The 12,519-nt window shown below is 75.7% G+C and carries 11 protein-coding genes; 8 read left to right on the forward strand and 3 right to left on the reverse strand.

Going from position 1 to position 12,519, the window contains the following annotated elements; all coding sequences use genetic code 11:
* Positions 1–3: 3 nt before the first annotated feature.
* The 3 genes from E4623_RS01715 to E4623_RS01725 are packed head-to-tail and all read left to right on the forward strand — an operon-like array spanning position 4 to position 3,349.
* A complete protein-coding gene (locus E4623_RS01715; protein WP_134764789.1) occupies positions 4–882 on the forward strand; it encodes a branched-chain amino acid ABC transporter permease in 879 nt (292 codons plus the stop codon).
* Entirely contained in the window at positions 882–2,033 is a 1,152-nt protein-coding gene (locus E4623_RS01720; RefSeq protein ID WP_134764790.1) for a branched-chain amino acid ABC transporter permease, read from the forward strand. Before E4623_RS01715 ends, E4623_RS01720 begins: the two co-directional genes overlap by 1 nt.
* Entirely contained in the window at positions 2,030–3,349 is a 1,320-nt protein-coding gene (locus E4623_RS01725; protein WP_134764791.1) for an ABC transporter substrate-binding protein, read from the forward strand. The genes E4623_RS01720 and E4623_RS01725 overlap by 4 nt, the downstream gene beginning before the upstream one ends.
* A gap of 35 nt (positions 3,350–3,384) precedes the next feature.
* Here the strand turns inward: E4623_RS01725 and E4623_RS01730 are convergent, their stop codons facing one another.
* The 3 genes from E4623_RS01730 to truA are packed head-to-tail and all read right to left on the reverse strand — an operon-like array spanning position 3,385 to position 5,342.
* Positions 3,385–3,840, reverse strand: a complete 456-nt coding sequence (locus tag E4623_RS01730) for a Clp protease N-terminal domain-containing protein (RefSeq protein ID WP_134764792.1) — start codon at positions 3,838–3,840, stop codon at positions 3,385–3,387.
* Positions 3,841–3,880: 40 nt separating this feature from the next.
* On the reverse strand, positions 3,881–4,531 hold the full coding sequence (locus E4623_RS01735; RefSeq protein WP_209020445.1) for a methyltransferase: 651 nt from the start codon (positions 4,529–4,531) through the stop codon (positions 3,881–3,883).
* Positions 4,524–5,342 carry a tRNA pseudouridine(38-40) synthase TruA gene (truA, locus tag E4623_RS01740; RefSeq protein ID WP_245154778.1) on the reverse strand — a complete coding sequence of 273 codons (819 nt, stop codon included), beginning with the start codon at positions 5,340–5,342 and terminating at the stop codon, positions 4,524–4,526. The genes E4623_RS01735 and truA overlap by 8 nt, the downstream gene beginning before the upstream one ends.
* A gap of 130 nt (positions 5,343–5,472) precedes the next feature.
* Between truA and E4623_RS01745 the strand changes: the two genes are divergently transcribed.
* The 5 genes from E4623_RS01745 (at position 5,473) to E4623_RS01765 (ending at position 12,490) form a co-directional block, all read left to right on the forward strand.
* Positions 5,473–6,180 (forward strand): calcium-binding protein, encoded by a 708-nt coding sequence (locus E4623_RS01745; RefSeq protein ID WP_134764793.1) that lies wholly within the window; start codon positions 5,473–5,475, stop codon positions 6,178–6,180.
* Positions 6,181–6,292: 112 nt separating this feature from the next.
* Positions 6,293–9,307, forward strand: coding sequence for a BTAD domain-containing putative transcriptional regulator (locus E4623_RS01750; protein WP_134764794.1), 3,015 nt, complete (start codon positions 6,293–6,295; stop codon positions 9,305–9,307).
* Between the two features lie 66 nt (positions 9,308–9,373).
* Positions 9,374–9,874: a calcium-binding protein gene (locus tag E4623_RS01755; protein WP_134764795.1), complete on the forward strand. Its 501-nt coding sequence runs from the start codon at positions 9,374–9,376 to the stop codon at positions 9,872–9,874.
* A 44-nt stretch (positions 9,875–9,918) separates the two neighbouring features.
* Complete coding sequence (locus E4623_RS01760; RefSeq protein ID WP_134764796.1) at positions 9,919–11,583, forward strand: FAD-dependent oxidoreductase; 1,665 nt, start codon at positions 9,919–9,921, stop codon at positions 11,581–11,583.
* Between the two features lie 118 nt (positions 11,584–11,701).
* Positions 11,702–12,490, forward strand: coding sequence for an SDR family oxidoreductase (locus E4623_RS01765; protein WP_134764797.1), 789 nt, complete (start codon positions 11,702–11,704; stop codon positions 12,488–12,490).
* Positions 12,491–12,519 lie beyond the last annotated feature (29 nt).

A 12,519-nucleotide genomic window follows, 5' to 3' on the forward strand; every position in this document is an offset into this window, starting at 1 on the left:
CCGGTGCAACAGCTCGTGAACACCGCTCTCGGGGGGCTCACCCTCGGGATGGTCTACGCCGCGTTCGCCCTGGCGCTGGTGCTGATCTGGCGCTCGACGCGGGTGGTGAACTTCGCGCAGGCGCCGATGGCGATGGTGACCACGCTCCTCGCGCTCGAGCTGATCGAGGGCGGGGCGTCGTTCTGGCTCGCGTTCGCCGTCGCCCTCGTCAGCGGCCTGGTGCTCGGCGCCGTCATCGAGCGCGTCGTCGTCCGGCCCGTCGAGGGCAAGAGCGAGATCAACGCGGTGATCCTCACGCTCGGGCTGTTCATCGTGCTGCACGCCGCCGCCGCGCTGCTCTTCGGCAACGGCGTCCGGTCCTTCCCGGCGCCGTTCGGCGTCCGCGGCACCGAGATCGGGGGGACGACGTACGCGATCACCGGGTTCGGGATGTTCACGATCGCGGCGGTGCTCGTCACGATGGCCCTGCTGGTGCTGCTCTTCCGCTTCACCGACCTCGGCCTGCGGATGCGTGCGGCCGCCCACGAGCCCGAGGTCGCGCGGCTGCTCGGCGTCAGGGTCGGCGGCATGCTGACGCTGGGCTGGGCGCTGGCTTCGGTGGTCGGCTCGCTGTCCGGGATCCTCATCGCCGGCGGCGACCTCGTGAACCCCAACTACATGGACTCCGTCGTCGTCTTCGGCTTCGTCGCCGCGGTGCTCGGCGGTCTCGACAGCCCGGTCGGCGCGGTCGTCGGGGGGCTGCTGCTCGGGGTGGCCCTCAGCTTCGTCAGCGGGTACGTCGGGTCGCAGCTGGTGGCGCTGACGGCCCTGGTGATCCTGATCGCGGTCCTCACCCTGCGACCCGGTGGCCTCTTCTCCACGACCCCGGCGAGGAGGGTCTGATGCGGGCGCTCCTCGCACGGGTGCGCGAGCAGACGCTGGTCCGGCACCTCGTCGTCGCGGCCGTCGCCGTCGTCCTCGTCGTGGCGGTGCTGACCGCGGTCAGCGACTACCGCAGCACCCAGCTCACCCAGATGGCCTACCTCGCGACCGCGGCGGGCGGGCTGACCGTCCTCACCGGGCTCAACGGCCAGATCTCCCTCGGGCACGGCGCCCTGATGGCCTTCGGCGCCTACACGACGGCGCTGCTGCTCCCCGACCAGGACGCCGGGACGCCGCTGCCGCTGGTGATCCTGGCGGCCACCGCGCTGACCGTCGTCGTCGGCGTCGTGGTCGGCTTCGCCGCGGCCCGGCTGCACGGCCCGTACCTCGCCGGCGCCACCCTGGCGCTGGCGATCGCGGTGCCCGGCATCGCGCTGCACTTCGACGGCCGGCTCGGCGGTGACCAGGGACTCCGCGTGAGCGTGCCGGAGATCCCGCGCTGGGCCACCGACACCGCCTACTACCTCACCGGCAGCGACCCGACGCGCAGCAAGTACGTCTCGTTCGTCGCGTGGATGGTGCTCATCGTCGTCTTCGTGCTGCTCGCCAACCTGGCCCGCAGCCGGGTCGGACGGCGGTGGGCGGCCGTCCGCGACGACGAGGTCGCCGCCGAGCTCGCGGGGATCGACCTCGGCCGGGCCAGGATCAGCGCGTTCACCGTGAGCGCGGCCACCGCGGGCGCCGCCGGGGCGCTGCTCGCGCTGTGGAACCGCGGCGTCAGCCCCGGCGCGTTCTCCCTGACCCTGAGCCTGACGCTGCTCGCGATCGTCGTCCTCGGCGGCCTCGGCAGCCTCACCGGCGCCCTGGTGGGGGCCGCGCTGCTCACGTTCCTGCCCAAGGTGGTCACCGACGCCGGCAGCGACCTCGGCCTCAGCGACATCCGGGCCGCCGAGCTGTCGCCCCTGGTCTACGGCCTGGTGATGGTGCTGGTCATCCTGCTGGCCCCCCGCGGCCTGGTCGGCTCGCTCGCTGCTCCGGCGCACCGCCTGCGCCGCCGCTTCTCCCCCGGCCCGCCCCCGCCGGCCGCCACCCCGTCGTCCGCCACCCCGTCGTCCGCCACCCCGTCGTCCGCCACCCCCACCCGCACCACCACCGATGAAGGAGCACCATGAAGAGACACACCTGGGTCCCAGCCGTCGGCACCCTCCTGGCCGCGCTCGTCCTCGCCGGGTGCGGGGCGGGCGGGCGCGACGAGGGCGACGAGCCCGGCGAGGAGGTCGACACCGTCGGCGTCACCGACACCTCCGTCAAGATCGGTGCCCACTTCCCCCTGACCGGCGTCGCGGCGCCCGGCTACTCCGAGATCCCCACCGGCGCGCAGGCGTACTTCGACTACGTCAACGCCGCGGGCGGCATCAACGGCCGCACCATCGAGTACGTCGTCAAGGACGACGGCTACGACCCGTCGAAGACCGGCGCGGTCACCAACGAGCTGGTGCTCGACGAGGAGATCTTCGCGATGGTCGGCGGGTTGGGCACGCCCACCCACCGCACCGTCGTCGACTTCCTCAACGAGGAGAAGGTGCCCGACCTCTTCGTCTCCTCCGGCTCGCTGCAGTGGGGCGACGACGTCGAGGCGAAGCCGTACACCTTCGGCTGGCAGACCGACTACGAGAGCGAGGGGAAGATCATCGGCCAGTACGTCGCCGAGAACCTCCCCGACGCCAAGGTCGGCCTCTTCCTCCAGGACGACGACTTCGGGACCGACGGCGAGAAGGGCCTGCGGCAGTTCCTCGACGACCAGATCGTCTCGGTGCAGCGCTACACCTCCGGCAACACCGAGGTGGCCCCCCAGGTGACGGCCCTCCAGGCCGACGGGGCCGACGTGGTGATCGGGTTCAACACCCCGTCGTACACGGCGCTCACGCAGCTGACGGCACTCGGCCTGGGCTACCAGCCGCAGTGGGTCTACAGCAACGTCGGCTCCGACCCGACCCTCGTGGGCGGGCTGCTGGCCCAGTTCTCCGAGGGAGCGGTCGAGGGCGGCTCCAGCGCGCTCGACGGCGTGATGACCACCGAGTACATCGCCGGGGTCGACGCCGCGGACGACCCGTGGGTGCAGCTGTGGCAGAAGGTCTGGGACGAGCACGGCGCCGACGGCGAGCTCACCAACTACCGGATCTACGGCATGTCCCAGGCCTACGCGTTCGTCCAGGCCCTGGCCGCCGCCGGCGAGGACCTCACGCGCGACGGCCTGGTCGAGGCCGTCGAGGGACTCGGTGACGCCGAGGGCCCGCAGCTCGCGCCGTTCCGCTACGGCGCCGACAGCCACCTCGGGATCTCGGGCATGCGGGTGGTGGCGCTCCGCGGCGGGGTCGGTGAGCCGAAGACCCCCGTGCTCGTCACCGACATCGGGGACGCCCCGATCGAGGAGGACTCCTCCGCCCAGGCCGAGGACGCCCCGCCCGAGAGCGGCGTCCCGGAGTAGCCGGCCCCGGCGCACGTCCCGCCGGCGGCGGGCCGCTAGGGGGCGCGACGTCCGAGCCGGTCGACGACCGGCCGGACGTCGCGCAACCGCAGGCCGTGGGCGCGGAAGGTGCCGCTGACGAGGCGGTCGCGACTGGCGAGGAGCCCGAGCAGCAGGTGCCCGCTGGTCACCGGCCTGGCCCCGCCGGCCCGCCGCATCGCCAGCGACCGCACGAGGACGTCGCGGGTGGCGTCGGTGACGCGTCGTCCGCCCCAGTCGGGCTCGCCCTCGAACGGTGGGTTGACCACGGCGAGCACGGTGGCGACGTCGATCCCGCGCGCCTGCACCTCCTCGACGTCGATCGTGTCGGACGCCGCCAGCCAGAGACCGTCGAGCGTGAGCAGCACGTCGTCGGCCGCGACCCCGACCGCGGCGAGGACCTCGCGCGCCGGCCGGTCGGCGAGCACCGCGCGCAACAGGTGGTGCGGGTGCACGTCCCGGCGGTCGGTCACCCCGCCACGGTACGGCGCCCGGGTGACGGGGACGAGCGGGTCAGTCGCCGGCCCGTCGCGACTCCAGGACCCGGAAGCCCTTGGCGCTGGCCAGCCGCGTGGTCGGGAAGCCCTGCTCGCCGAGCCAGCGCTGCAGGGAGTCGGCGCCGAGGTTCTTGCCGACCACCAGCACCGCCCGGCCGCCGGGGGCCAGCCGCGGCAGCCAGGTCAGCAGCAGCGCGTGCAGTGCCTCCTTGCCGATCCGGATCGGCGGGTTCGACCAGATCTCGTCGTACGTCGCCCCCGGGTCGCCCGCGTCGACGGCGTCCGGGGTGGCGGCCGTGACCCGGTCGGCCAGGCCGAGGGCGGCGGCGTTCTCGCGGGTCAGGAGCAGGGCCCGCTCGTTGACGTCGACCGCGGTGACGAGCGCGCCCGGCACGCACGCGGCGAGCGCGAGCCCGATGACGCCGTACCCGCAGCCCAGGTCGAGCACCCGGCTGCCCGCTGCCAGCGCCGGCGGCCCGGTCTCGCGGAAGAGGATCGCGGTGCCGACGTCGAGGCGCCCGCGGGCGAAGACCCCCGAGCCCGACGCGAGCTCGAGGCGCGTCCCCCACACCTCGGCCACCACGGCCGCTCGCTTGAACGGCACCGTCGGGTCGGCGGTGAAGTAGTGCTCGCCCCCGTCGGCCTGCTCGTCGGTCTCCTCAACCACGCTTCGCCCTCGTCTGCTCGGCCCGGGCGACGAGGTCCTCGTCGGCCGGGTAGGCCACTTCCTCCAGGGTCAGCCCGTGCGCGTGGACGACGGCCGCCGCCCCCTCGCGCGCGGTCGCGGCCAGGACCTCACCGACCCACGCCACCGGACGTCGTCCCTCGCCGACGGCCAGCAGGCAGCCGACCAGCGCGCGCACCATGCTGTGGCAGAACGCGTCGGCCCGCACGGTGGCGACCGCGAGACCCGCGTCGTCGCGCACCCAGGACAGGTCGAGCAGCGTGCGGATCGTGGTCGCGCCCTCGCGCTGCTTGCAGAACGACGCGAAGTCGTGCTGCCCGACGAGCAGCGCACAGGCCCGGTTCATCGCGTCGAGGTCGAGCCGGCGCGGCCACGCGAGGACGTGGCGACGGGTCAGCGGGTCGAGCAGCTCGGTGGCGTCGGCGACGCGGTAGGCGTAGCGCCGCCACAGCGCCCCGAACCGGGCGTCGAACCCAGGGGCGGCCTCGCGCGCGCGACGGACCCGGACGTCGTGGGGCAGGACGCCGTTGAGCCGGCGGGCGAGCCGGTCGAGCTCGTCGGCCGGCAGCGGGTCGACGCCGGCAGGGAGGTCGGTGTGCACGACCTGGCCGCGCGCGTGGACGCCGGCGTCGGTGCGACCGGCGCACACGACGGCGACGCGGGCGTCGTCCGGGACCCGCAGCACGGTCGTCAGCGCGGTGGTGAGCTCGCCCTGCACGGTCCGCAGCCCGGGCTGGGCCGCCCAGCCACGGAAGTCGGTCCCGTCGTAGGCGAGATCGATCCGCAGGCGCACCCGGTGATTGTCGCAGGCGCCAGCGTTGTGACCGGACGCTGATCCCACGCTGAGGCCTCCGCGGTCCTCTGGCCTCCCGCACCACCCACCCGGCCGGCACCCTGCCGGCCCCAGCCAGAGGACCACCACCATGAAGATCCCGACCACCCTCGCCGCCCTCGTCGGCGCCGGGTTTCTCGTCACCTCGCTCGGACCCGCGCTCGCCTCCTCCTCCGCCACGGCGGCGCAGGCGTCGGCACCGGGCTGCGTCACCAACGGCGCGTTCATCCCCGGCGGCAACGGCGACGACGTCCTCGTCGGCACCCCGTTCAACGACCTGATCGTCGCGGGACCCGGGGACGACGTCATCGACGGCGGCGGCGGCGCCGACACCATCCTCGCCGGCGACGGCGACGACGAGGTCACCGCCGGCGCCTGCGACGACCTCGTGAACGGCGGCGACGGGGCCGACCGGCTGCTCGGCGAGAGCGGCGACGACCGGGTCGACGGCGGCAACGGCGACGACGCGGTCTTCGGCCAGTCCGGCGTCGACCGCCTCGACGGCCAGTCCGGTGTCGACCGGGTCGACGGCGGGTTCGACGACGACCGGCTGTTCGGCGGGGGCGGTGTCGACCGCGTGCTCGGGTTCACGGGCGCCGACGTCCTCGACGGCGGGGCCGGCGACGACGTGCTCGACGGCGGCTCCGACGACGACCGGCTCTTCGGCGGCGACGGTGACGACGACCTGTTCGGCGCCGACGGCCGCGACCTGCTCGACGGCCAGGCCGGACCGGACTTCGCCCACGGCGGCGCCGGTCCCGACGCGTGCGTGCGCGTCGCGATCGCCGTCAGCTGCTGAGCCCTCGGCAGCGGGCCCGGGTCGACCTCGACGTCGTCCCGGGCCCGTCGGCGCGCCGTCGGTTCGTAGCCGGATGTATCAGGGGCCCTCCGCTGCCGGTCCTCCGAGGACCATGACCCCACGGACCGACCGACCCAGCGCCCGTGCCTGCGCGCCGACCCTCGTCGTCGCCGCGGCCGGCTACGGCCGGACGACGTGGGCGGAGACCCGGCCGGTCCCGGGCGGGGAGCACGTCGTCGTCGAGGACCTCCACCGCCGGTCCGTGCCGCAGCAGCTGGCCGAGCTCGCCGGGCTCGCCGACCTGCCACGCACCACCGCGCTCACCGTCACCTCCCGCGCCCCGCTCCACCCCGAGGTCCGCGCCGCGCTGCCCGCCCCGCTCGTCGAGGTCGGACCTGCCGACCTCCGCCTGACCACCGCCGCCGTCGCCGCCCTCCTCGCCGACGAGCACGGTCTGACCGACCCGGAGCTGCCCGCGCGGGTCCACGCGGCGACCGCGGGCTGGCCGGTCCTGGTGCACCTCGCGGCCGAGGCGCTCGCCGGTCACCCGGAGGCGGACCCGGTCGCCCGGCTGGCCGCCCCCGGCGCCCCCGCCGAGGCCTGGCTGCGCACCGAGGTGCTCGCCGCGGTGCCGGACGACGTCGCGGCGCTGCTCGACGACCTGGCCGGGCTCGACCTGGTGACCTGCGGCCTCGTCGAGCACCTCGGTGCGCCCGGCGCACCCGGCGCGCCCGGCCTCGCCCTCGCGCACCTCGTCGCCCTCGGGCTGCTCGTCCCGCACCCCCGCGCGGAGCTGCTCGGGCACGAGGGCCACCGCCTCGTGCCGGTGGTCCGGTCCCTGCTCCCGCCGACGTCCGAGCGCACCCTGCACCGCGCGGCCGCGTGGTACGAGCAGCACGGTCACCCCTACGCCGCCGCCGAGGCCCGGCTGCGCTGCGGCGACCGCACCGGGGCCGAGCGGCTGGTCGCCGGCCATGCCTCGCGGATGCTCGCCCAGGGCGACGCCGCGGGGGTCGTGGCGATCCTCGCCCCGCCGTCACCCACACCGGCCACGCCGTCCGGGCCGGCCACGCCGTCGGGGCGACGTCCGGCCCACCTGAGCCGCATCCTCGCCGAGGCGCTCGCCCACACCGGCGACGGCGTCGCAGCCCGCGGCGTCTTCGCGTCGCTGCTCCCGCCCGAGGACCGGGCCGGCGGCGAGGGCTGGGACGCCGGCCTCGCCGTCGCGGTCGCGGCGGTCCACTTCAGCCAGGGTGAGCTCACGGTCGCCCGCGACGTGCTCGACCGCGTCGCCCGGGACCGGCTGACCGACGACCACGACGCGGTCGCCTGGCGGGCCGCGAGGGCCACCGTCGCCTCGGTGCTGGGCGAGGCGACCGCCGGGGAGCTGGCCACGGAGGCCCTCCTCCTCGCCACCCGCTCCGGCGACCCGACCGACCTCACCGCCGCCCACCAGGCGGTGGCCCGGACCAGCACCGGGTCGCGCAAGGAGGCCCACCTGGCACTGGCGGTCCAGGCGGCCCGCCGAGCCGGCGACGCGGTCTCCCTCGCACGGGTGCTGGGCAACCAGTCCTACGTGCTGCTGGCCGGCGCCCGCTACACCGAGGCGGTCGGGGTCTCCCGGCAGGCCGTCCACGCGGCCGAGCTGGTGCGTCCGCGCGGCGCTCTCGTGGCCGCCCTGCACAACCTCGCCGAGGCGCTCAGCCGCACCGGTGAGCACGACGAGGCGCGCTGGCACCTGCGGCGCGCGGTCGCGCTGAGCCGGCGGGTCGGGCCGCACCGGGCGGCGTCGAGCCTGGCGGGCCTCGGCGACGTCCACCGAGCGCTCGGGCACCGCGAGCAGGGTCGGGCGTCGTACGAGGAGGCGGTCCGGCTGGCCCGTGCCTCCCAGGAGCTGCAGGTGCTGGTGCCCGCCCTCGCCGGGCTGGCCCGCCTCGTCGTCGAGACCGAGCCCGAGGTGGCGCGGGGGCTCGCCGAGGAGGCCGGCACGCTGGCGACCCGCTCGCTGGCGCCGTACGCGCTGCTCGGGCTCGGCTGGGTCGAGGAGACCACGGGCCACCGGGAGCAGGCCGCGGCCCTCGCCGAGGAGGCCGCCGCCCAGGCGCGCGCCGACCAGTCCCTGGACCTGCTCGCCGAGTCCCTGGAGCTCGCCGCCGCGGTCGCCGCCGTCCCGGACCGGGCGCGGGCGGCGCTCGAGGAGGCGCTGTCGATCTGGCGCGAGGGCGGCGCCGAGCCCGACGCGTGCCGGGTCGAGGTCCTCCTCGGTCGCCTCGACGGCGCCGACCGGGCCACCCGGTCACGGGGGCGCGAGGCGGCCACCCGCCTGCGGCGCACCGGCGTGACCGCCGTCCACGGGCGGCCCTTCGGCGACGACCCGGCGGGCAGGGAGGTCGACGTCGTCGTGCTCGGCCGGTTCGAGGTGCTGGTCTCCGGCCGCCCGGTGCCGCTGACCGCGTGGCGCTCCCGGCAGGCCCGGACGCTGGTCAAGATCCTCGCCGCCCGACGAGGCGTCCCGACCAGCCGAGCGCTCGTCTGCGAGCTGCTCTGGCCCGACGACGACCCGCTCCGGACGTCCCACCGGCTGTCGGTCCTGCTCGCCACCGTCCGCACCGTGCTCGACCCCGACCGGGCCTGGCCCTCGGACCGCTACGTCGCCTCGGACACCTGGGGCGTCTGGCTGGACCTGCGTCGCGTCGGGATCGACGCGGTCGACCTGCTGGCCGACGCCGACCAGGGTGCCGAGCTCCTCTCGTCCGGCGACCCGGAGGCCGCCGTCCCGCTCCTGGCCGCCGTCGACGCCCGCTACCGGGGGGAGGCGCTCGCCGACGAGGCGGGCGAGCTGTGGGCGGGCGACGTGCGCGAGGAGACCCGGGCCGCCTGGCTCCGCTCGCTGCGGCACCTGGCCACCATCGCCGCCCAGCAGGGCCGCAGCACCGACGCGACCACCCTGCTGACCCGGCTGCTCTCGGTGGACCCGTACGACGAGCGGGTGCACCGCGGCCTGGTGCGCACCCTCGTCCGGTCCGGGCGGCACGGCGAGGCCCGGCGCGCGTTCGGCCGGTGGGCCAAGGCGATGCACGAGGTCGACGTCCCGGCACCGGCGACCGACGTTCTGACGCCACGATGACGCCGCGATGGCACCGTCGCGGCGACCGCTCCACCCACCCCGTACCGACCTCGTGAGGACACCACCATGACCCACCGCCCGACCCACCGCCCGACCCACCGCCCGGCCCGTCGCCGCACCTCGTTGGTCGCCGCGTCGCTGCTGACCACCGCCCTCGCCGCCGTCGGCCCGGCCGCCGTCGCCGACCGGCAGATGAACCCGTGCGCCACCGACGGACAGCTCGTGCGCGGGACCCCCGGCCCCGACGTGCTCCTCGGCACACCCGGGCGCGACGTGATCCTCGGCCTGGGTGGCGACGACGTCATCCGCGGTCGCGGCGGCGACGACGTCCTCCTGGGCGGCGCCGGCCACGACGGCCTGTTCGGCGGCACCGGCGACGACTGCCTGGACGGCGGGACCGGCAACGACCGCCTCGAGGGCGACCAGGGCAGGGACGCGCTGCGCGGGGACGAGGACAGCGACGTGCTCTACGGAGGGATCGGGCCCGACGACGTCGACGGCGGTCCCGGCTGGGACGCCTACATCGCTCCCGAGGAGCACGACACGGCTCAGCGCGTGGAGTACTGAGCGGACGCGCACGCCCGGTCACCCCGCCGCGTCATACTTCCCTCGTGCCCGACCCCGCGATCCTGATCGTCTCGGCCCGTCATGCCGACTTCCTCCTCGACGAGTTCGGGCGCTACGCCCGCGACTACGACCTCCGCACCGCCGGCTCCAGCGCCGAGGCGATGGCGGAGATCCACGCCGTCCGCGACGAGGGCGGATCGGTCGCCCTCATCGTCCAGGACGGCGACCTGCCCGACGCCCACCCGCTGGTCGCGTTCGGCGAGTGGCGCGCGAAGGTCCCGACCGCGCGGCGCGTCGTCGCGGCGCCGTACGAGCGGTTCCTGGTGCAGGCCGCAGAGCTCCGCCCGGGCCTCGCCAAGGGCAAGTACGACGCCTACCTGCTGATGCCGCGCGGCGTGCGCGACGAGGAGTTCCACGGCGCCATCACCGAGCTGCTCTCCGACTGGGGCTCCACGGTGGCCGCCCCCGAGGTCGAGACGGTGCGCATCGTGGCGCCGCCCGGGCTGCCGCTGACCGCCTCGATCCGGGAGTACACCGAGCGGATGGGCATGCCCACCCGGGTCTTCGCGCCCGAAACCGACGAGGGCCGCGAGACCATCGCCGAGCACGAGGCGGCCGGCCTGACGACGTCGTTCCCGCTGCTGCGCGTGATGACGCGCGGCACCCACACACCCGCCACCGTCCGCGACGTCGCGCTGCACCTGTTCGCCACGCCGGAGACGACCGGGGTCGACGAGGTCGTCGACCTCGCCATCGTCGGCGCCGGTCCCGCCGGGCTCGCCGCGGCCGTGTACGGCGCCAGCGAGGGCCTCACGACGGTGGTGCTGGAGGCCGAGGCCGTCGGCGGCCAGGCCGGCACGTCCTCGATGATCCGCAACTACCTCGGCTTCCCGCGCGGGATCTCCGGGATGCGGCTGTCCCAACGGGCCCGCAACCAGGCGATCCGGTTCGGCGCCCGGTTCCTCACCGGCTGGGAGGTCACCGCGCTCGAGCCGGCCGCCGAGCACGGCGGCACCCACCTGCTCCACACCGACGGCGGCCTCGTGCAGGCCCGCTCGGTCGTGGTCGCCACCGGGGTCGCCTACCGCAAGCTCGGCGTCCCCGGCGTCGAGGACCTGGTCGGGCTGGGCGTCCACTACGGCTCGGCGATGACGGCGGCCCGCGAGACCGAGGGGTACGACGTCGTCGTGGTCGGCGGCGGCAACTCGGCCGGCCAGGCGGCGATCCACCTCGCGAAGTTCGCGCGCACGGTGACGATCATGGTGCGCCGGGCGTCGCTCGAGGCGACCATGTCGTCCTACCTCGTCGGCGAGATCGCCTACAACCCGAGGATCACCGTGCAGACGTGCGTCGAGGTCGCCGACGGCGGCGGCGAGGGCCGCCTCGAGTGGCTCGACGTCCGCGACGTCGAGACCGGCCGGGTCACCCGCCGCGACGCCCAGGCGCTGTTCCTGCTGCTGGGGGCCGCGCCGCACTGCGACTGGCTCCCCGACGACCTGGCCCGCGACGACCACGGCTTCGTGCTCACCGGGCGCGACGTCCCGCGCGACGTCTGGGCGGGCGACCGGCCGCCGGCCAACCTGGCCACCACCGTGCCGGGGGTGTTCGCGGTCGGCGACATCCGGGCCGGGTCGATGAAGCGGGTCGCCTCCGCCTCCGGCGAGGGCGCGAGCGTCGTCCCGCTGGTGCACACCTGGCTCGCGCCCTGACGACGGCCTCTCCCGCCGGGCCGCCCGGCCGACCCCGGGGCGCTCGGTAGCCGGGGACCGTCGATCCCCGGTTGAGCGCGACCTTCATCGGACGCCGGCGGCGCGGCAGGCTCGAGGCATGACCACGCAGACACCCGACCAGAACCCCTCCAGCCGGATCGCCCTCGTGACGGGCGGCAACCGCGGCCTCGGCCGCAGCTCGGTGCTCGCCCTCGCGGCGAGCGGCACCGACGTCGTCCTCACCTACCGCGCGGGCGAGGAGCAGGCCGCCGCCGTCGTCGCCGAGGTCGCGGCGCTCGGTCGCCGCGCGGTCGCGCTGCAGCTCGACACGACCGAGCCCGACACGTTCGTCGGGTTCGTCGCGACGCTGCGCGCGACCCTGGGCACCACGTGGGGGCGCGAGACGTTCGACGTCCTCGTCAACAACGCCGGCTTCGCCCGGGCGACGCCGCTCGGCGGCACCGACGCGGCGACGATCGCCGAGCTCGTCGCGGTGCACCTGACCGGCGTCGTCCTGCTCACCCAGGAGCTCGTGCCGCTGCTCGTCGACGGCGGCCGGATCATCAACACCTCCACCGGACTGGCGCGCTTCACCGGCGACTTCGGCTACTCGGTCTACGCCTCGGTCAAGGGCGCGGTCGAGGTCTACACCCGCTACCTGGCCCAGGAGCTCGGCCCGCGCCGGATCGCGGTCAACACCATCGCGCCCGGCGCCACCGGCACCGACTTCGGCGGCGGCTCGCTGCGCGACGACGAGGCCGTCCGGGCCCACCTCGGCGCGGTCACCGCGATGGGCCACGTGGGTGAGCCGGACGACGTCGGCGCCGCCGTCGCCGCCCTGGCCGGACCCGGGATGGGCTGGGTGACCGGGCAGCGCGTCGAGGTCTCCGGCGGGATGAACCTCTGACGGGACCGGCACACCAGGAGAGGATGGTC

The organism is Nocardioides sp. 1609 (genome assembly GCF_004522105.1).
Lineage (GTDB): Bacteria > Actinomycetota > Actinomycetes > Propionibacteriales > Nocardioidaceae > Nocardioides.